Genomic DNA, 18,805 nt, shown 5'->3' on the forward strand with positions numbered 1-18,805 from the left:
AACAGACATTTTCAGCCGGTCGACGCCAATAGAACAGCGGGGGTGCCATATGTGCGCGCCGGGCCCGCGATAAAAGTACAGGCCGATCAGAACCAGGAGACAAGCATGTTCTTGAAAAACACGTGGTATGTGGCCGCTTGGTCGCATGAAATAAACAACGAGGCCTTGCTGGGGCGCACCATCATCGGCACGCCGGTGGTGTTCTGGCGCGATGCCAAAGGCGAAGTGGCGGCTTTTCCCGATCGCTGCCCCCATCGCGGCGCACCCCTGTCGAAGGGCCGCGTCGAAGGCAGCACGCTGCGCTGCATGTATCACGGCATGACCTTCAACGGCCAGGGCGCCTGTACCTACGTTCCGGGCGGCCAAGAACGCATTCCCGCCGCGGCCAATCTGCATCGCTTCCCGGTGGTAGAGCGCAACAACTGGGCGTGGATCTGGATGGGCGAGGCCGACAAGGCCGATCCGTCGCTTATTCCCGATACCTATTGGCTCGACAGCCCCGAGTGGCGCTACAAGCCCGACTACATGCACTACGGCGTCAATTACCTGCTTATCGCCGACAACCTGCTCGATTTTTCCCACCTGGCTTTCGTGCACGAGAAAACGCTGGGCGGCAGCGCTGGCTATGCCGACGTGCGGCCCGAGATCGAAAGGCTGGACAACGGCTTGCGAGTCAGCCGCTGGTACATGGATTCCCCCCCGGCCCCCTTCGTCAAGAACCTGGTTGGCTGGACCGATAACGTCGACCGCTGGAATATGTACGACTTTGTCGTGCCCGGGGTGTTCTTGATGGATTCGGGCAGTGCGCCGGTGGGCACGGGCGCGCGCGAAGGCGATCGCAGCCAGGCGGTGCAGTTTCGCAGCGCCCAGGCCATTACGCCCGAAACCGAAAACAGCACGCATTATTTCTTCTCGCAGGCGCACAACTTCTCTATTGACGACCCAAGCGTGACCGAGACGCTGCACGCGGGCTTGCTGGCGGGCTTCAAAGAAGACTGGGACATGATCCACGCGCAAGCCGCCAGCCTGGCCCTTGATCCCGATTTCAAGATGATGCCCCTGAATGTGGACAATGCCCTGGGAAACTTCAGGGCCTTGATGAAAAAGCTTGTTTCGTCCGAGCAAGCCTTGTCCCGCGCGGCCTGACAGTGCCAGTACAGTAGGAGCAACCGACATGACTCTTCCATCTTCCCCCGTATTGCAGGCGCTTAAGAAAAGCGCCTCATCCATGGCCAACCGCAATACGCCCTTTGTCTATAACGAGTGGTACGTGGCCGCATTTGCGCAAGAGGTCAGCCGCGAATTCCTGCCGCGCATCCTGCTCGGAAAGCGCGTGATGCTGTTTCGCACTGAAACGGGTCAGGCGGTGGCCTTGTCAGACCGCTGCGCCCACCGGGCCTACCCCTTGTCCCTGGGCAAGCTCGACGGCGATACCATTGTGTGCGGCTACCATGGCTTCCGGTTCAACACAGAGGGCAATTGCATCGAGGTGCCGTCGTCTTCCAAGTGTCCGAAAGACCTGGGGGTGGCGCGCTACAAGGTGGCGGAACGCGGCCCGCTGGTGTGGATCTGGATGGGCGACCCCGACCAGGCCGATGAATCGCGGCTGCCCGAGCATGAATGGCTGTGCGACGAATCGGCGTGGGCCACGTCAAGCGGTTATTTCAACCTGCAGTCCAACTATGTCAGCATGCACGAGAACCTGCTCGACCTGACCCATCTTTCTTTTCTGCATGCCGCTACTTTCGGTACCCCCGATTATGCGCGCGCCGAATTCCGCTCCGAGATCAGTCAGGGCTATTTTGCGCTGCATCGCGATGTGGTACCCACCACGCTGCCGGCGCTATGGGCCAAGCCCACGGGGCTTGAAGGCTGCGCCACCGCGGCGCGCATCGTAAAGTCAGAGTTCAAGTCTCCGGCATTTCATCAAGTGAACGTTTCGTTCTACGACAGCAAGCTGGCCGAGCAAGACCGACGGGTATCACGTATAAAGACGGCCCACATCCTGACGCCGCAGACCAACTCCAGCTGCCATTACTTCATTGTGCACGGACGTGATTTCGGCCTGGAGGACGATGCCATCACGGGTTTCATGCACGAGAATCTGTTCAAGGCCTTCCAGGAGGACGTCGACGGCATGGCGGCGCTTGAACAGGTATGGGAAACCACCGACCCGGACGATATGTACGAAATCTCGGTGGTGTCCGACGGCCCGTCGGTGGCCATGCGGCGCTACCTTAAACAACGAGCCGATGCCGAGGCGGCCGCACGAGCTTTACCGAACGCTTCTGTACAAACGGTGTCGACGGCCGAAACACCCAGCCGCAAGGCCGAAACGGCCTGATGCCAAGCCCGGAAACGGCTGCGCCTTATCAGGCCATTGCGCGGCTGATCACAGCGATCGGCCGCGACGACTTTGGCGCTGCCGCGTTCGACCTGGTCAGCCGCGAGGTACAGGCAGACCATATCGTGGTGCAGTTCGTAGAAGGCCATCGCATCAGCGGCCTGTTTACGCAGGGCAGGGTTCTGGCGCGCGTTGCCGATGCCGTCAATCGGCGCTATCTCGAGCGTTATCACATGCTTGATCGCAGCCTGTCGTCGTTTCGAGACCTGGGAGACGGCGCTCCGGTCGTGACGCGCTTTGATCCCAAGCTGAATGACTCCCCCACCTACACGACTTACTTTTTTGAAAGAACGGGCTTGTGCGACAAGCTTTCGATTGTGAGCAATCGCGGCGACAGCATGGTGTGCTGCAATTTATACCGCCTCGAGGCGTCGGGCCCGTTCGACCAGCACAATGTAGAACGCGCCGGGCAAGTGGCGCCGGTGCTCATGGCAGCCCTGTGGCGGCATGCGGGCGAAGCGGGCAAGGTCAATTTGCCCAGCATGAAAGCAGGCGCCGAACCCGGAGAAGCCGAGCGCCAGTCCTTGGCGGCCTTGTCGCAGCGAGAGCTCGAGGTCTGCAAAAGGCTGCTGGCCGGAGCCAGCACCGAAGGCGTGGCGCTCGATCTTGGAATCAGTCCGCATACGGTACGGACATTGCGCAAGCGGCTGTACAAGAAGCTTCAGGTCAATTCGCTGGGCGATCTCTTTGCCCGCTACCTGAGCGTCATGTCGGCGGTTTCGAGCGGAGAGCGTTGAAGCGGCGAGGGGGGCGCAGCATGTGCCGCCATGCGGTCGGTGGTTGTAAACCAGATGTCGTCGCGAGAGCAAAGTTGCTGTAGAAGCTGCTCGAGGTGGCTGGAGCGGTAGGGCTGCCCTATCAGCCAAGGATGCAGGTTCAGAATAAGCAGGCGGCCGCCATTGACGCCTTCCTGGCAGAGACGCTGCACGGCGTCAAGTACCGAGCGGCACCATCGCTGCATGGATATTTTACGGTGCCAATGGGCCATGACGTCATCCAGGTCGGCGCTCATGGGCAAAGACAGAATTGTCCCATTGGGGGTTGCCATTGGGACGACACGCTCATCATGCGGCCAGTCCAGCAGGTAGCTGATACCCTGTTCGGCAAGCAAGCTCGGGGTGCGTGTGGATTCCCCGTATTCAGCCCCGTGCCAACCACATATCTTAGAGCCCGCCAGTTGCCGTAGCGGCGTCAACGAGCGGTCCAGGTAGTCGCGTTCCTGGACTTCGGTCAGGTGCTCCCCGATTACCTCGGTCACGCTGACGCCATGGCCGGCAATGTCCCAGCCCAACGCCATCGCCGTCGTAACGACTTCGCTACGAGTTGTTGCTACATGGGCGTCTGCCGCAAGCGTCGCCTTGAGGCCAGCCTTTTCAATGATGTTCATGACACGGAAGACACCCACCCGGTTTCCGTACTCGCGTATGGAGAACGCCCGAAAGTCGGGATAGGGGCCGCGGCCGAATCCGCCTGGAACATTGGGCGGCGTAAAGGCATGTGGCGCGGGATACAGGTCGTAGTATTCCGCGCTTACGACCAGGGCCAACGCTAGAGGCTTTGCCCCCGGCCACGTCAGTGGCGCTAGCTGGTGGACGGAGTCTCGTGCGTAAAAGCTGTGTTCAGTCGATTGCGGATTCATTGCCCGACCCCGTTCAGATAAGCCATGGCATTGTCGTAGCAATGCGCCATGTAATGATCTGAGATCTCGCTTCCGGTTGCATGCCAGACCCCCTCGTACGATCGAAGATACTCAAATATTTCTTCGAGGTATTTGATTCGGTGCGCCTGGCCAAAGAGCGAAGGATGCAATGAGACGCACATGACTTTCCCGCTGTGTTCGCCTTCGCGGTACAGCACGTCGAAATGCCGCTTGACCATGTCCACGAAATCTTCCGCCTCGAACGCGGAGCCTAGAAACGGCGAGTCGTTGATGTCCATGGCGTATGGCATTGAAATCAGCCTTCCCGATCGCACGCGAAGCGGCGTTGGCATGTCGTCATGAAACCAATCGCTATGGTAGGTGAAGCCCAGTTGCGCGAGGATATCCGGGGTGTTTTCAGTGGCGGCCTGGGGGCCGGGCCCGCCAGTGCCTTTTAGTGTCTTTCCTGTTTGTTCATGCACGATCTGCCGCATGCGCCGGTAGTAGGCGGCTTCTTCGGTTCCAGCCAGGCCATGCACGAATCGCGTGTTGTTGATGCCGTGGCCCAGGTAGTCCCAATCCCGTTCAACCATGGCGTCGCGGATGCTGGGGTTCTGAATCAGTGCTTCGGCATTGAGCACCGCGGTGCAGCGCATGCCATGGCGGTCCACTGCCTCAAGCATGCGCCAGAAGCCCACGCGGTTTGCGAAGTCTTGACGCCCGTACATCATCACATCAGGCGCGGGCACGCGGGCCCACGCATTGATCCATGCGTTTTCGGGCGGCAGATACTCGTAATGCAGGACATTGGGACATATCCACAAGGCGACTCGTGCCTTGTTCGGCCATCTGACAGGCGGAAGGGACGACGAAACGGCGTTTTGAAGCCACTCTTGGCGAGATCGTTGCCGTGGGGTCGGGGGGAGGGGCGAGCGATAGGAATATTGGAGCATGATGCAAGTCGAGTGGCGGATCAGCAGTTGGGGCATGCAGTAATTTCAGTTTATATCACACAAAACTCAATTAATGTATATTGCAATAGTTGTGATATACAAATAAAATTAAATCAATTGGGGCTAATGGTCTGCCCCTTCGTCATACAGGAGTTCAAAATGCTAACCAGTGAAGACAACAAGCGTTTGACGCAAGTGGGGCCGGGCACCCCTCTGGGGAATTTCTTTCGCCGTTACTGGATTCCGGCCGCAGTGCTCGAAGAAATCAAGGAACCCGGTGGTGCGCCCGTGCGGGTCGGTCTGTTGGGCGAGAAGCTGGTGGCATTTCGAGACCCCGACGGCGAGCCCGGCCTGATGAAAGAGCACTGTCCGCACCGCGGGGCCTCGTTGGCTTATGGCCGCAACGAGTCCGGGGGACTGCGCTGCCTGTACCACGGTTGGAAAATGGCGCATAACGGAAGCATTTCAGACATGCCGCCCGAGCCGCCCGAATCCAGAATGAAAGACGTGCTCAAGCACACGGCCTATCCGGTACAAGAGGCCGGTGGTATTCTCTGGACATATATGGGGCCGGCTGAAAACATGCCTCCGTTCCCCCGCTTCCCTTGGCTCGATTTACCCGAAGGGCAGCTATTGGTCGTCAAGATGTTCCAGGACAACAACTACCTGCAGGGCCTGGAGGGCGACCTCGATCCGGCCCACCCCAATTATCTTCATAAGGATTTCGACGAAGAAATCGCCCGCCAAAGCTGGTCGGGGGCGGGCTGGAAGTCCATCAGCAACCTGATGTCCGACGGCGCGCCGGCGATTCATGTGGAAGAGACGCCTCAGCTGATGCGGGTGGGGGCGGTGCGCAAAACAGACGAACCAGGCGTCGCCTATGTGCGTACGACAGAGTGGGTGGCTCCTTTTTACACCCACATTGCTACGGGGCCGAATGAATCGCAGTTGTTCAAGGCTTGGCTGCCTATAGACGACTATTCGTGTTTTACCTTTTATATTCACTACGACACGCGCAAGAAGCTGGACGTGCCCGCCATTTATTCAAATTGGGGGCATAGAACGCAGTACCCGGATTATCGAACGCCGCACACGCTGGAGAACAAGCACCTGCAAGACCGCAAGATGATGGTGGATGGTAACTTCTCGGGGGTCTCGGGCGCGGCGGTGCAAGATCGCGCGGTCCAGGAAAGCATGGGCGCGATCTTCGATCGTACGCAAGAGCACTTGGGCACCAGCGACAAGGCCGTCATCTTCTATCGGCGGCTCATCCTGCGCAAGATGCGCGAAATGCAAGAGGGCAAACCTCTACCCGCCACGACGGACGAAGCAAACTTCAATCTGCGGGCGGCATCCGTATACATGCCCGTCGACCAGCCCTGGCAAGAGGCGGTGCGTTGGATCGAAGCGCAAGAGGCGGGGCTGAAAGAGCCGGCGTCCATGGAATTGAAAGGTTGAGGCTTGCATGGTCTGGATCACATACGTCGCGACCGACGGTTCTGAGTCCCGTGTCGATGTCCGCAGCGGAGACAGCCTGATGATGGGCGCCATCCTCAACAACGTCCGAGGTATCGATGGCGAGTGCGGAGGGTGTTTGTCATGTGCCACATGTCACGTCTATGTCGAGCCCGAATGGGCTCAACGTCTCCCCGAGCCTGACTCAATGGAGATCGAGCTTCTTGAGGGCGTCATGGCCGAGCGGCGTCCCAGCAGCCGCCTCAGCTGCCAGATTTCGGTTACGGCCGAACTGGACGGCATGCAGGTACTGCTGCCGGAGTCTCAAGCATGACTCAGCCGGGCCTTGTCATTGTGGGGGGGTCGTATGCCGGGCTCAATGCCGCCGTGGCCGCCAGAAACGCTGGCTATACAGCTCCGCTTACCCTGATCGGAGACGAAGATCGGCTTCCCTATCAACGTCCCCCGCTTTCCAAGGGTTTTCTGAGGGGGGACGTGGATGCCGGCCAACTACCCTTGCGTCCTCAAGCGTACTTCGATACGGCGGGCATCACCATGCGTATGGCGACTCGGGCAGCGTCGATTGACCGGGTCGAAAAGGTTGTGAGGCTCGCCGATGGCGAGTCGCTGCCGTACGACAAGCTCGTCGTCGCTACCGGTTGTTCCCCACGCATGCTGGCGGTGCAAGGGGCCGATGCCGATGGCATCCACTATCTGCGAACCATGGACGATGCTCTGGAGATTGCAGCGCGGCTGGACAGCATTACAGCGGTGGCCGTGATAGGCGGGGGCTTCATCGGCCTGGAGATCGCCGCTTCGCTCAAACGCATGGGCAAGACCGTGTCGCTTATCGAGGCTCAATCGCGCTTGCTGGCGCGGGCGCTTTCTCCCGAGATGGCAAACTATATAGCCGACCGGCATGCGCGCGAAGGCGTGCAGCTGTATTTCAATGCGCAGATCGCTCGTTACCATGCGGCGGCAGGCCATATTGCGGGGGTAGAACTGGCTGGCGGCACCGTCGTCCCCGCCGACATGGTCATCGTGGGCATAGGTGTGGTTCCCAACGTGGCGTTGGCGGCTGAGGCGGGTATTGAATGCGGCAACGGCATAATCGTTGACGAATACTGCCGTACTTCTGATCCGGACATCTATGCCGCGGGCGACTGCACCTGGCATCCGAACCCTTATGCTGGTGGAATGGCGCGCCTGGAATGTGTTCAGAACGCGACAGACCAGGGAAAGATTGCGGGAGCAAATGCCGCAGGCGCCAACCTGGTTTACGATGTACCGCCTTGGTATTGGTCGGATCAATACGAGCTCAAGCTGCAAGGGGCGGGCCTCGCCAGCGGCTACGACCGCGCGGTCGTGCGCGGCAGCATGAGCGACAATACGTTCTCTACCTTCTATTTTTCCAAAGAAAAGTTGTTGGCGGTAGAGTCGGTGAACCGGCCCGGCGAACACATGCTTGCCCGCAAACTGTTGGCGGCGCGAGCCCAGCTAAGCGAAGACCAAGCAGCCGATACGGCTTACGACTTGCGTCAAGCCCTCATTAACTGAGTATTGCAATGGTTCCGTGGTCATGGCCACGTAACCATTGCATGCCGGTCGGATCAATCCAGTGCCGGCTCTATTCTTTCCCCCACCGCTTTTTCGATTGCCGCCGCCGCGCGGAGCAACAGGCGGTCTTGTCCTGGCGGAGCGAATATCGTAATGCCAAAAGGACGGCCTGCCGCATCTCGGCCCGTGGGTATGGCAACCACGGGTCCTCCTGCCTTGCCGGTGCACTTGGCGGCCGCGCTCATGGGTGCAAGCAAGAAGTCCGCATCGGCGCTTTGCAGGGCCGCCCGTATGCCTCCGTCGAGACTGAGGGCGAGGTCGCGTTGCCGGTCTGCGACATACCGGGGATCGAGCAGGCCGGTGGTTTGACTGGCGGCTTCCAGCAGCGACTGCCCATATGGAATAGCATCGGGATTGACCTTGTTCCAGGCGATAAGATCGTCGATGGAGGAGATGCCGCAGGGCTGAAGCGCGCCAAGCAGGGCATTGAGGCTTTCTTTGAACTCGGTTCGGAACACGCTCGAGCGTACATCGTTCAACTGTTCCGCGCTGGGCAGGTCGCAGGGGTCTGCAATATAGGCGCCCGAGCAGGCGAGTCGCTGCAGCACAGAATCGAAGGCTGCTCGGCAGCCATCGTCGAGCACGGTGTCGGCGATGAACTTGCGGGGAACCCCGATGCGCATTCCTTCAAGGCTTGTACCTAGAAGAGACGGTGCGTCCGGAAAATAAGACAGGGACAGTGAGTCGTTTACATCGGCGCCGGCCAATGCGCTGAACACCAGAGCCGCATCTTCAACCGTTACGGCCAACGGTCCAGGCGCGTCTTGGCTGGGTACAAGGGGGACAACGCCATGGCGGCTGACTCGTCCCACGGTGGGCTTGAAGCCCACGACGGAACTATGTACGGCGGGCGTCTGGATGGAATTCTGGGTTTCTGTGCCAATTGCAAAGGCGCAGAACCGGGCCGCTACCGAGGCCGCCGAGCCCACGCTGGACCCCTGGCCTCGATCATAGCGGTGTCCCAGAAGGTTGCGTACCACGCCTCCGGCTCCGCTGAACTCGGACGGCATGACGTCCGAGACGAAATCGGCGAACTCGGTCAGGTTCGCCTTGCCCAGCAGCACCGCACCGGCGTCGCGTAAGCGACGCACCAAGGTCGCTTCGTAGGGGGGGAGAAACCCCGCCAGAGCCTTGCTGCCGGCGGAAGCGGGGCATCCATCGACTGTGAAGACGTTGTCCTTTACGAGATACGGCACCCCGTGCAAGGGGCCGCGGATGAGACCCTCGGCCCGTTCCTTGTCGGCCCGAACCGCCTCTTGCAGGGCAAGCGGGGAAACGTTTCGAACGCAATTGACGCCGCGAGGCCCTGGATTCAGTCGCTCGATTCGGTTCAGGTACCACTGTGTGACTTCTTGCGAAGAAACCTGGCCGGAGGCGATTGCCGAGCCTATGGCCCTGGCCGAGCCGCTCAAGAGAAGGTTGGAAAGGTCGGGCATTGCGTGTTGTGTCCTATCGAAAAAATGAAGCAAGGCGAGCCGAGGCGATGAGGCCGTGGCAAAGTGCTTGGAAATACTGGTAGTCTTGAGTGTCAATAGAATAGTGAGAGCGCTGCCAATGATGTGTGCTGATTTATCAATGACGAATGCATGATCAAGATGATATTTAAATATTTGTATTTTGCAATTAAAAAGGCATTCAGACAAGATCAAGCTGTTAAACTATGTACATCAGGCAGTTGTCTGCCCCACACGGAGATTCAATCTTGGATGCTCAGTTCAGTCTGGAACACCGTCTTGCATATCGGTTTGCCGTTCTCTCCGCCGAGAGCGTTCGTTTCTTGGGCGCCATATACACCAAAAAATTCGGCATCTCTACCGCGGGGTGGCGCATCATGTCCATCATCGGGCGGTACGAACCCATCTTCCCTGGCGTGGCCGCGCAGCATTGCACAATGAGCGCTGACAAGCTTACGCGGGCGGTAGATCGTCTCGTCCAGAAGGGCTACGTGGTGCGCAACACCGACGAGGCAGACCGGCGTCGTGTCATTCTGTGCCTGTCGTCACGAGGCCGGGCGGTTTACAACGAAGTCGAAGAGCTGCATCAATTGATGGAAGCAAAATGGCGCCAGGCGCTAAGCCAAGAAGAAAACACGGTTCTGGACTCCATCATGGACAAGCTCGAGGCGCGTGCGCACGACATATTCAACCGCCCCCCTGAAACCGAGGCCGGCGGCGCTGTGCGCACGACGCGGCGCGCTGCCGCCACGCGGGCTTCGGCGGCACGTAAACGGGCAGTGGCCTGACATAAACACGCAGGGCGCGGCTTCACGCCGGCTCTGCACTCTCTTCCAGCTGTACACGGTGAATCCATGTCGGGTCGACGTCCGGCAAGGGAATGGCCCGCAGAAGACGCTGGGTATATTTTTGGTGTGGGTGCTCGAACACTTCGTTCGTCATGCCGTTTTCAACGATATCGCCGCCGCGCATCACAATGACTTTTTCACACGTTGCACGCACCACCGAGAGATCGTGGCTGATCAGCAATAAAGTCAGGCCACGGTCTTTGCGCAGCTTGTCCAGCAGTTGTAAAAGCTGCGCCTGCACCGAAACATCCAGTCCCGAGACGATCTCGTCCGCGACAATCACCTCGGGGTTCAGCGCCAGGGCTCTGGCAATACCCACCCGCTGGCGCTGGCCCCCTGAAAGCTGATGCGCATAACGCTTAGAGAAGCTTTCTGACAACCCTGCCAGCTCAAGCAATTCAACGGCTTTGTCACGCGCTTGGGCGGACGACTTGACCAAGCCGTTGCTGATCAAGGGTTCAGCTACGATCGAGCCGACGGTAAGTCGAGGGTTAAGCGCCGATTGGGAATCTTGAAAGATGATCTGCATGCGCCGCCGTAATGGGCGCAGTTCGTGTTCAGACAGCCCGATCAGCTCTTGTCCTTCGAAGCAGATGCTGCCACCCGAGGTTTCGCTCAGCCTAAGCAGTGCGCGGGCCAGGGTGCTTTTTCCAGAGCCCGATTCCCCGACGATGCCGATGGAGTCTCCGCGCGCCACCTGGAATGAAACACCATGCAGCACTTCTATCATGGGTACAGGCTTGAACAGGCGCTTGCGTGCGGAGTCGGGAAATGAGACCCGAAGACTCTTGACGTCGAATTGCATCATGCCGCGCTCACTCCCTGGTGATTCACGATTTCGTCGAACAGTTCTGCGTGCAAGGTGCTGGATATCGGCTGAAGCAAGCGGTTCGGACGATCATAGCGCGGTACCGCGTCCAGCAGCGCCTGGGTGTACCGATGTTTGGGCAAACGGAATACATCGTGGGTCGTCCCCGACTCGAGAATCGTGCCCGCGAAGATAACGCTGATTGCATCGCACACTTTTGCGACAACCCCCAGGTCATGGGTCACAAACAGTACCGAGGTGCCGAACTGCTCTTGCAGTTCCCGAATGAGGCGCAGAATCTGGTGCTGCACCGTAACGTCCAGCGCCGTGGTGGGCTCGTCGGCAATGATCAGTTTGGGCCGGCACGCAAAGGCGATCGCAATGACAATACGCTGGCACATGCCGCCAGAAAGTTGGTGCGGATGCTGTTTCATGACGCGTTCGGGATCTCGGATACGAACCGCTTCCAGCATTTCGAGCGCGCGTGCGCGGGCTGCTTTTTTTTTCATGCCCATATGAAACTGCAAGACATCGGTGATCTGCGTTTCGATCCGCATGACCGGATTGAGCGCCGTCATCGGGTTCTGCAGAATCATGGACATCGACCGTCCCAGAAGCCGCCTTCTTTCGGTGGGCCTTAGTAAGGTCAGGTCTTGGCCATCGAACCAGATGCTTCCAGAGTCGATACGTGCGCCGTCAGGCAGGACGCCGAGAATCGCTTTGCCAACCATCGTTTTACCACCGCCTGACTCGCCCACCAAGCCATGCACCGCCTGGCTTTCAAGGCAAAGGCTCAGGCCACGCAGTATGGGTGTACGAGTGCCGCGCGGGCCGCGCACGCTTAGCGACAGGTTTCTGACTTCAAGCAGAGGAGACGTGTTCATCGTTGCAGCACCGGATCGACGGCTTGCTGTGTGCCGTCGCAAAACGCGTTCAGACTGAGAACCATGATGATGATGACAAGAATAGGCGCAGCGAGTACCCACCAAGCCTGATTGATGTAGGCGCGCCCGTCGGCGATGATGCCTCCCCAGGTGGCGACGCTGCTGGAGCTGAAGCCGATGAAGCTGAGAATGGCTTCGACCACGATGGCGCGGCCCATTTCAAGGCCGAAAAGAACCATCATGATGGGCAGGACGTTCGGAAGGATCTCGTGCAAGACCACCCGCAGCGGCCGCATGCCGATTGCGCGCGCCGACATGATGAAATCCTGCTCTTTGAGCGCCTGTACTTCGCCCCGTATGACCCTACAGAATCGGGTCCATCCGATGATGATGACGGCCATGATCACCGTCATCAGGCCGGGACCGATGACGGCCGCCAGGACAATGGCCAACAACATTGGCGGAAATGACATGAATACTTCCAGGACACGGGAAATCACGGCATCGACTTTGCCGCCGAAGTATCCGGCGAAGATGCCCAGGGCGACGCCCACCAGGGCCGAAGCTGCCGCACCCGCCAGCATTACCAGTAAGGCCGGCCGGGTCCCGAACAAGAGTCGAGACAACAGGTCTCGGCCTAAAGCGTCGGTACCCAGCGGGTAATTGGGGTCGCCGCCGGCAAACCAGGCGGGCGGCAGCAGCTGATTGAGCAGGCTTTGCTCCACTGGGTCGTGTGGGGCGAGCCAGGGCGCTAGTATGGCAACCAGGATCAATGCCGTCAGCACGCCGCCGCCCAACCACATGCGGGCATTGCCGCGAAGAGGGAACGCAAGACACAGTGATTTCATCAGTGACGCGCCCTTACGTTGAGTGCCGAATGAAGTAGATCGAAAGCGAAGTTCATGATGACGAAGATAAAGGCAAACACGATCGTCACGCCTTGAATCAGCGGCAGGTCCCGATTAATTGCTGCGACATACAGTAGGTTGCCTATGCCCGGATAGGCAAAGATCAGCTCGACGAGCACGGTTCCTCCGACCAGGAAGACAAAGTTGACGCCGGTCAGGGTGATGGTGGGTAGTAGAGCGTTGGGCAGGGCATGCCGAAACAGAACACGGGGCCGAGCGAAGCCCTTTACACGCGCAAGAAGGATGTAGTCCTGCACGTTCGCCTCGAGTAAAGAGCTTTTGAGCACGCGAGCGATAACCGCAAGCAGAGGCAGGGCAAGCGCCGTCGCCGGAAGGATCAGATGTTGCAAGAGCTCGCCCACCTGTGAAAAGCGAAGGGTAGCCAAGCTTTCGAACAGATAGAATTGCGTGCTGAAATCGAAACTGCGCGATGGGTCGATGCGGCCCGAAAGCGGAAGCACGGGCCACATGACGCCAAAGGCCAGGATCAGCAGCAAGGCCCAGAGAAACTCTGGAATCGCCAGGGCCACCGAGTTTATCGAGTCGATCAGGCTTTCAAGGATGCCGCCCCGCCAGTATGTGGCGGCAAGAGCAAACAGAAAGCCCGCTATCAGCGAGATGATGATCGCCACCACCGCAAGCTCCAGCGTGGCGGGCACGCTCTTGAGCACCAGCGTGAGCACATCCTGCTTCAGCATGATGGAAGTGCCCAGGTTTCCGGTGGCGATGTCCTGAAGGAAAATCAAGAACTGGTGGGGGATGCTCTTATCCAAACCGAACTGGACACGCAACTGCTGGATGTCTTCAGGTGTGGACTCGCCCACGATCATCATGGCCACCGGGTCGCCCGGGATAAGCCGAAGAAGCACGAACACGACGAGAGCGACCCCGAATAAGGTGGGAATCGCCAGCAGCAGGCGCCGAAACAACACATTTGCATTCATCGGCCGACCTCAGGCACGTCCGATCTTGGCGGGGAGGATGTGCCCGACCAAATGCGGGGTGAAGGTCAGTTCGCGTTTATAGATAACCGGCTGGTAAAACTGAAACAGTGGAATGACGAAGGCGTTCTCGGCGATGTACCGGTTGACCGCTTTGTAGCCGGCCAGCCGCTTTGCCTCGTCCCGCTCCTCGAACAAAGGTCTGATCCGGCCGTCCAGGTCGGGCGTTTGCCAGGAAGCATGGGGCGAGTTCATGACCATCGCCGTGCCCAACGATGATTCAGGGTCTGCTGTGGAGTTGCCCCAGTTGTAGAAGGCGGCCGGCGCCAGTTTGTGCTGGGCGCGAAGCTCGAAGTGTTTGGCGATTTCATACACTTCGACGTTGGCTTTGATGCCGACCTTGCGCCACATTTCCACAATGGCCAGAACGGTTTCGTAATCTTTGGGCTTGTAGCCGCGCGTGGTCTGGATCGTAAACTCCACGGGCTTGTCGCGCGAGTAGCCCGACGCCTTGAGCAGGCGCTCGGCCAGGGCAGGGTCATAAGGCGTGGTAATAGAGGGGTCGTAGCCCTTGTATTGCGGGGCCAGCAGCGTGTCGATCGGGGTGGCCATGCCTCGGTGCAGGCGCTCGACGATCAGCTTCTTGTCGATGGCATGCGCCGCGGCCTTGCGCACATTGGCGTCTTCCATAATGCCGTTGTTATTGAGAAAAAGCAGGGCGATGTCGGTGATCGGGTGAGCGACGCCGACAAGATCAGTCTTGCGGCTTAGACGCTCATATTCCTCGTAGGGAACATCAAGCGTTATATCCGACGCACCTCGCTCTATTTCTGCAACACGCCCCGCCGGATCGACGATGAACTTGAAGACGACGGTATCAAAGGCGGGCTTGGGGCCCCAGTAATGGGGGTTGACCTTCAGGCGCAGGAAAGAACCGCGTTCGAATTGGTCGAACATATAAGGCCCCGAACCCATCGGCCGCCTTTCGAACCCTTCTTTGCCCACGGCTTCGTAGTAATGCGGAGGAATGAGGTAACAGGCCAGGAAGGTAAAGCGCTCTAGCATATTGGCCCGCCAGGGCTCTACATCGAAGGTCACGACGTTGCCCTGCGTCGTAAGGTTCTTGATGCTGGCAAATACGGTGGACAGGGGGTTGCCCGAGGAAGCCTCTCTTAGGCGCCGCAGATTCCACAGTACGTCGTCCAGGCTGACCGGCTTGCCGTCATGCCAGAAGGCGCCCTCGCGAAGGCGCATGGAGATCTTGTCGCGGTTCGGGCTCCAGCTGAATTCATCCATCAGGCCCGGCTGCAGGGACAGGTCTTCGGCCTGCCCGATGTACGGGTCATACAGCGTTTTGAATATGCTTTGCAGCCCCGGGCTGGTGGCGTAAGAGCCGCTGTTCGGATCGAAGCCCGGCGGGGCGATGTTGTAGGCGATGGTCAGCGTCGGGCCGATCTCGGCGCGCGCCTGCTGGGACCACAGCAACGGCGACAGGGCCGCCGGTGCAACGGCAAGTGTTTTTATGAATGAGCGGCGCTTCATGATGATGTCTCCTTCTTTTGGCTCGTTTTCTAAGCTGCCTGATGCACACCGTTCATGCGCAAAGCAGCCCGAACGAGAATTCGCAGAATATCTCAGTTGTTTGTTTAAATCAATAGTCGCATAATACAAATATCGCCAAATAGAGTTAATTTTCGGGCCTGCGGCGATGGGCTCATGAATGGAGAAATGTCCGATGCTTAGTCCAGAACGGAACCGGACCCTTACATCTGTCGGTCCGGACACCCCTATGGGAAATCTAATGCGTTCCTATTGGCTGCCCGTCTTGCTATCCAGCGAGCTTCCCGACCCTGATTGTCAGCCCGTGCGTGTGCGCCATCTTGGGGAAAAACTCGTGGCTTTTCGCGACACGTCGGGCACGGTGGGTCTGCTCGACGAGTTCTGTCCGCACCGTAGGGCCTCTTTGGTTCTGGGCCGCAACGAAGAGGGCGGTCTGCGATGTGTTTATCACGGCTGGAAATTCGATACCTCCGGCGCATGCATTGATTTGCCCAGCGAGCCACCCACTAGCTCATTCAAGCAACGCGTTCGCACAAAAAGCTATCCGTGTATCGAGGCGGGTGGCGCGATATGGGCCTATCTGGGCGAGGGCGAGCCGCCCGCGCCGCCGGCGTTCGAATGGATGGCCGTACGGCCCGAGCAAAGATTCGTCAGCAAGCGCCTGCTGGAGTGCAATTGGGCTCAGGCCCTTGAAGGCGATATCGACAGCAGCCATGCCTCTATTCTGCATTCAAGGCTGAACCCTGCCGACTACGCCGAGTTCGAGGGCGCGCGCGAACTGCTGTACTTTGATGGCGATCGGTATCCGCGCTATGAGGTGTTCGATACCGACTTCGGCATGACGATGGCGGCCAGGCGAAATGCAGAACCGGGTTCGCATTACTGGCGGGGCGCCCAGTACATCATGCCTATCTTCGTCATGATCGCGCCTTTTGACGACCCTTTGCCTCAGATGAATATGTGGGTGCCCATGGATGATGGCAACACCATGGTATGGGCTTTGCATTGGCACCCTGATCGAAACCTCACCCAAGACGAGCTTGAACGACGAGGCAGCAACCTGTACTTTCATTGCACCCAGTTTGAAGACGGAACCTCCGAAGCCGGCAGCAGTTGGATCCCGAAAGCGAACAGCCGCAACGATTACCTGGCGGATGCCGAGGTGCAGCGCACCAAGATGTATTCTGGAATCGAGCCCTTGTGGTGCCAAGACAAGGCAGTACAAGAAAGCATGGGTACGATCACCGATCGCGTGCACGAGCATCTTGCACCCAGCGATCTTGCGATCAGCCGTTGGCGGCAGAAAATTCTTGCTACAGTCGAAAACCCGGTTCAGCTAGAAGAGCTTCCCGGCCGAGACCCACAAACCCATCGTGTGCGTCCGCCTCACTTCGTGGCGCCCGAGAACGCCGATTGGCGATCTCGCATGGAGGAAGAATCCAGAATCGCTTAAGCGTTGCAAGCCGGCATAGTGCCAAGGCCTTGTGCCGGTGGCTTTTCAGGATGATTCATATTTCGGACATAACATGAGCAATCAAATCCAAGAAAAATCGGTGCTTGTCATCGGCGCGTCCGGAGGCATAGGCGCAGAGATCGTTCGGGCCTTTGTTCAGGCAGGCGCTCGCGAGGTTATCGCGGCAGGCCGCAAACCCCCCCGCCATTTGCCTGAAGGCGTGGGGTTCATTGAAATGGATGTCGTCTCGCCAGAGAGTGTCCGCCGCGCTGCCGCTCAGGTAGCGGACAAGGTCTCCATCGTGGTCAACAGCAGCGGAATCAACGAAGGCCGCCGTTTGAGCGATATTGACCTGGCTGGCGCTCGAAGAGAAATGGAGGTCAACTATTTTGGCCTGTTAAACGTATATGAGGCGTTCGCGCCGGCCATGAGGGCCAGAAAAGAGGGCACGTTTGTCAATCTGCTCAGTGTTTTGGCCCATGCAAACCTGCCGCTGATGGCTACATATTGCGCCAGTAAAGCCGCGGCGCTTTCCCTGACCCAGGCCATGCGGGCAGAGCTGGCCGGGTTTGGGGTTCGCGTTTGCGCCATACTGCCCGCGGTGGTGGATACGGCAATGAGCTCGGCGGCCTCGTCGCCGAAGATGTCGCCCATTGAACTGGCCGATGAGATCGTCGAAGGCGTCATCAACGGGGTAGAGGATTTATATCCGGGCACGGCCGCACAGCTAAGGATTGCGTTGCAGAAGGATTGGAAGGCAGTGGAGCGCAGCCTGGCGGCAAGGTTGCCGCCAGGTTCATGCACCCACGCGCGGCGCGATTGATTTCTCTTCGCAGCCACGCAATGCCGGCGTCCGCTTCTGCCTGCTCGTGCCACACCATCGAATACGGCAGGTGAGAGCGGCCGCAGGGGTCGGTGTGAAGCCGCAGCCCGTACAGATGCGCTGTCGCGTCGGCGAGGTGGCGCGGAAGCATGCCTATGGCGTGCGACGTTGCCACGATGGGGGCTATCGCCAGTGGGTGCGGAACGACCGCAGCGATATGTCTGGTCAGGCCATGCCTGGACAATACGCCTTCGAGCGTTGTCGAATCGCCGATATGAACGTTCCTGCGCAGGCCGCGCTCTGCTATGTGCGAAGGCGAGATGCCCGTATGAGGCGTATCAGCGAGACGTACGACGACGTGCGGGTATTTTGCAAGATCTTCCAGCGTCAATTCTTGAACCGCATGGTCGGCCCTGGTCAGGTATACCTGCTCGATCTCGGTCAGCAACGACGAATTGAAGCGGGAACCGATCTCTACAAAGGTGCCCAGTGCCAGGTCGATTCGACCAGCATCAAGTTCGTGGGCGATGTCCAGTGTGCTGGCGGACAGTATTTCAACGCGGACGGACGCGCTTTGCTGGATTAGAGATTGCAAAAGCACGGGCATCAGTGTTGCACTGGCAAAGTCGGTGCCCGATATCAGAAAGCGCCGCTTGCTTGTCTTGGGGTCGAAGCCGCGTGTCTCAAGGGCGAGTTGCAGGCGCAGCATCATCTCGTGCACCGTCGGCGCAAACTCAAGAGCAAAGGCTGTGGCGCGTATTGAATTGCCGTCGCGTACGAAGAGTTCGTCTCCTAGTGCGGAGCGCAGGCGCCTGAGGCCGTGGCTTACCGCCGACGGACTGAGTTTCAGGCGCCGGCCCGCACCGACAACGCTTTGTTCGGCCATCACCGCATTGAAGATGCGCAGCAAGTTCAAGTCCAGCGCCGAAAACCGGAACTTGCTCCCTGGGTTCTGTTGCTCATCCATTCCGTCTCCTTGGCATTTTTCTTCTTCCATCCTGCGGGGTCAGCGTAATTTTTGCTGATCCGCTCGCGACGGAATGCCGTAAAGACAGTTT

General features: G+C 58.9%; 17 protein-coding genes and 1 pseudogene. 9 read left to right on the forward strand and 9 right to left on the reverse strand.

Translation table 11 applies throughout. From position 1 onward, the window contains the following. Positions 1-105: 105 nt before the first annotated feature. From C7440_RS11880 to C7440_RS11890, 3 genes are read left to right on the forward strand one after another with little or no spacing between them, the layout of a single operon-like run. Entirely contained in the window at positions 106-1,146 is a 1,041-nt protein-coding gene (locus C7440_RS11880) for an aromatic ring-hydroxylating dioxygenase subunit alpha (protein ID WP_116518675.1), read from the forward strand. Positions 1,147-1,174: 28 nt separating this feature from the next. Next, positions 1,175-2,344: a Rieske 2Fe-2S domain-containing protein gene (locus C7440_RS11885; protein WP_116518676.1), complete on the forward strand. Its 1,170-nt coding sequence runs from the start codon at positions 1,175-1,177 to the stop codon at positions 2,342-2,344. After that, positions 2,344-3,141 (forward strand): helix-turn-helix domain-containing protein, encoded by a 798-nt coding sequence (locus tag C7440_RS11890; RefSeq protein WP_116518677.1) that lies wholly within the window; start codon positions 2,344-2,346, stop codon positions 3,139-3,141. Before C7440_RS11885 ends, C7440_RS11890 begins: the two co-directional genes overlap by 1 nt. Here the strand turns inward: C7440_RS11890 and C7440_RS11895 are convergent. Both C7440_RS11895 and C7440_RS19875 read right to left on the reverse strand, forming a co-directional pair. After that, positions 3,099-4,043: a polysaccharide deacetylase family protein gene (locus C7440_RS11895; protein WP_133244289.1), complete on the reverse strand. Its 945-nt coding sequence runs from the start codon at positions 4,041-4,043 to the stop codon at positions 3,099-3,101. The two genes, C7440_RS11890 and C7440_RS11895, sit on opposite strands and share 43 nt — an antisense overlap. Next, positions 4,040-4,867: a polysaccharide deacetylase family protein gene (locus C7440_RS19875; RefSeq protein ID WP_165832560.1), complete on the reverse strand. Its 828-nt coding sequence runs from the start codon at positions 4,865-4,867 to the stop codon at positions 4,040-4,042. Before C7440_RS19875 ends, C7440_RS11895 begins: the two co-directional genes overlap by 4 nt. A 288-nt stretch (positions 4,868-5,155) precedes the next feature. Here C7440_RS19875 and C7440_RS11905 point away from each other — a divergent pair, with 288 nt between their 5' ends. Genes C7440_RS11905 through C7440_RS11915 form a run of 3 tightly spaced genes read left to right on the forward strand, consistent with a single transcriptional unit; the run spans position 5,156 to position 8,008 of the window. After that, positions 5,156-6,454, forward strand: coding sequence for a Rieske 2Fe-2S domain-containing protein (locus C7440_RS11905; protein ID WP_165832561.1), 1,299 nt, complete (start codon positions 5,156-5,158; stop codon positions 6,452-6,454). A gap of 7 nt (positions 6,455-6,461) precedes the next feature. Then, positions 6,462-6,785, forward strand: coding sequence for a 2Fe-2S iron-sulfur cluster-binding protein (locus C7440_RS11910; RefSeq protein WP_116518681.1), 324 nt, complete (start codon positions 6,462-6,464; stop codon positions 6,783-6,785). Then, positions 6,782-8,008, forward strand: a complete 1,227-nt coding sequence (locus C7440_RS11915) for an NAD(P)/FAD-dependent oxidoreductase (RefSeq protein WP_116518682.1) — start codon at positions 6,782-6,784, stop codon at positions 8,006-8,008. Before C7440_RS11910 ends, C7440_RS11915 begins: the two co-directional genes overlap by 4 nt. Positions 8,009-8,061: 53 nt before the next feature. On the opposite strand, the gene C7440_RS11920 is transcribed toward C7440_RS11915, so the two are convergent. After that, complete coding sequence (locus C7440_RS11920; RefSeq protein ID WP_116518683.1) at positions 8,062-9,504, reverse strand: amidase family protein; 1,443 nt, start codon at positions 9,502-9,504, stop codon at positions 8,062-8,064. 224 nt (positions 9,505-9,728) lie between these two features. Between C7440_RS11920 and C7440_RS11925 the strand changes: the two genes are divergently transcribed. After that, entirely contained in the window at positions 9,729-10,310 is a 582-nt protein-coding gene (locus tag C7440_RS11925) for a MarR family winged helix-turn-helix transcriptional regulator (protein WP_116518684.1), read from the forward strand. Positions 10,311-10,332: 22 nt separating this feature from the next. On the opposite strand, the gene C7440_RS11930 is transcribed toward C7440_RS11925, so the two are convergent. The 5 genes from C7440_RS11930 to C7440_RS11950 are packed head-to-tail and all read right to left on the reverse strand — an operon-like array spanning position 10,333 to position 15,453. Further along, a complete protein-coding gene (locus C7440_RS11930; RefSeq protein ID WP_116518685.1) occupies positions 10,333-11,178 on the reverse strand; it encodes an ATP-binding cassette domain-containing protein in 846 nt (281 codons plus the stop codon). Further along, positions 11,175-12,062, reverse strand: coding sequence for an ABC transporter ATP-binding protein (locus C7440_RS11935; RefSeq protein WP_116518686.1), 888 nt, complete (start codon positions 12,060-12,062; stop codon positions 11,175-11,177). Before C7440_RS11935 ends, C7440_RS11930 begins: the two co-directional genes overlap by 4 nt. After that, the gene (locus tag C7440_RS11940) at positions 12,059-12,910 is read right to left on the reverse strand and encodes an ABC transporter permease (protein ID WP_116518687.1); all 852 of its coding nucleotides are present in this window, start codon (positions 12,908-12,910) and stop codon (positions 12,059-12,061) included. The genes C7440_RS11935 and C7440_RS11940 overlap by 4 nt, the downstream gene beginning before the upstream one ends. Continuing rightward, positions 12,910-13,914, reverse strand: coding sequence for an ABC transporter permease (locus tag C7440_RS11945; protein WP_116518688.1), 1,005 nt, complete (start codon positions 13,912-13,914; stop codon positions 12,910-12,912). The genes C7440_RS11940 and C7440_RS11945 overlap by 1 nt, the downstream gene beginning before the upstream one ends. Positions 13,915-13,923: 9 nt before the next feature. Next, complete coding sequence (locus tag C7440_RS11950) at positions 13,924-15,453, reverse strand: ABC transporter substrate-binding protein (RefSeq protein WP_116518689.1); 1,530 nt, start codon at positions 15,451-15,453, stop codon at positions 13,924-13,926. Between the two features lie 259 nt (positions 15,454-15,712). Here C7440_RS11950 and C7440_RS11955 point away from each other — a divergent pair, with 259 nt between their 5' ends. Then, positions 15,713-16,924: a Rieske 2Fe-2S domain-containing protein gene (locus C7440_RS11955; RefSeq protein WP_165832563.1), complete on the forward strand. Its 1,212-nt coding sequence runs from the start codon at positions 15,713-15,715 to the stop codon at positions 16,922-16,924. Between the two features lie 73 nt (positions 16,925-16,997). Continuing rightward, the gene (locus C7440_RS20110) at positions 16,998-17,747 is read left to right on the forward strand and encodes an SDR family NAD(P)-dependent oxidoreductase (protein ID WP_116518691.1); all 750 of its coding nucleotides are present in this window, start codon (positions 16,998-17,000) and stop codon (positions 17,745-17,747) included. A 49-nt stretch (positions 17,748-17,796) separates the two neighbouring features. On the opposite strand, the pseudogene C7440_RS11965 reads toward C7440_RS20110, so the two are convergent. Then, positions 17,797-18,744, reverse strand: a pseudogene (locus C7440_RS11965) (LysR family transcriptional regulator); the annotation flags it as partial. Positions 18,745-18,805: the final 61 nt, after the last annotated feature.

It is taken from the genome of Pusillimonas noertemannii, assembly GCF_003096595.1.
Classification (GTDB): Bacteria; Pseudomonadota; Gammaproteobacteria; order Burkholderiales; family Burkholderiaceae_B; genus Pusillimonas; species Pusillimonas noertemannii.

What these genes read in the sequence shown, in the direction of transcription:
- C7440_RS11880 (WP_116518675.1), top strand. Translation starts at nt 106, where the DNA reads ATGTTCTTGAAAAACACGTGGTATGTGGCCGCTTGGTCGCATGAAATA.
- C7440_RS11885 (WP_116518676.1), top strand. Translation starts at nt 1,175, where the DNA reads ATGACTCTTCCATCTTCCCCCGTATTGCAGGCGCTTAAGAAAAGCGCC.
- C7440_RS11890 (WP_116518677.1), top strand. Translation starts at nt 2,344, where the DNA reads ATGCCAAGCCCGGAAACGGCTGCGCCTTATCAGGCCATTGCGCGGCTG.
- C7440_RS11895 (WP_133244289.1), bottom strand. Translation starts at nt 4,043, where the DNA reads ATGAATCCGCAATCGACTGAACACAGCTTTTACGCACGAGACTCCGTC.
- C7440_RS11905 (WP_165832561.1), top strand. Translation starts at nt 5,156, where the DNA reads ATGCTAACCAGTGAAGACAACAAGCGTTTGACGCAAGTGGGGCCGGGC.
- C7440_RS11910 (WP_116518681.1), top strand. Translation starts at nt 6,462, where the DNA reads ATGGTCTGGATCACATACGTCGCGACCGACGGTTCTGAGTCCCGTGTC.
- C7440_RS11915 (WP_116518682.1), top strand. Translation starts at nt 6,782, where the DNA reads ATGACTCAGCCGGGCCTTGTCATTGTGGGGGGGTCGTATGCCGGGCTC.
- C7440_RS11920 (WP_116518683.1), bottom strand. Translation starts at nt 9,504, where the DNA reads ATGCCCGACCTTTCCAACCTTCTCTTGAGCGGCTCGGCCAGGGCCATA.
- C7440_RS11925 (WP_116518684.1), top strand. Translation starts at nt 9,729, where the DNA reads ATGTACATCAGGCAGTTGTCTGCCCCACACGGAGATTCAATCTTGGAT.
- C7440_RS11930 (WP_116518685.1), bottom strand. Translation starts at nt 11,178, where the DNA reads ATGATGCAATTCGACGTCAAGAGTCTTCGGGTCTCATTTCCCGACTCC.
- C7440_RS11935 (WP_116518686.1), bottom strand. Translation starts at nt 12,062, where the DNA reads ATGAACACGTCTCCTCTGCTTGAAGTCAGAAACCTGTCGCTAAGCGTG.
- C7440_RS11940 (WP_116518687.1), bottom strand. Translation starts at nt 12,910, where the DNA reads ATGAAATCACTGTGTCTTGCGTTCCCTCTTCGCGGCAATGCCCGCATG.
- C7440_RS11945 (WP_116518688.1), bottom strand. Translation starts at nt 13,914, where the DNA reads ATGAATGCAAATGTGTTGTTTCGGCGCCTGCTGCTGGCGATTCCCACC.
- C7440_RS11950 (WP_116518689.1), bottom strand. Translation starts at nt 15,453, where the DNA reads ATGAAGCGCCGCTCATTCATAAAAACACTTGCCGTTGCACCGGCGGCC.
- C7440_RS11955 (WP_165832563.1), top strand. Translation starts at nt 15,713, where the DNA reads ATGCGTTCCTATTGGCTGCCCGTCTTGCTATCCAGCGAGCTTCCCGAC.
- C7440_RS20110 (WP_116518691.1), top strand. Translation starts at nt 16,998, where the DNA reads ATGAGCAATCAAATCCAAGAAAAATCGGTGCTTGTCATCGGCGCGTCC.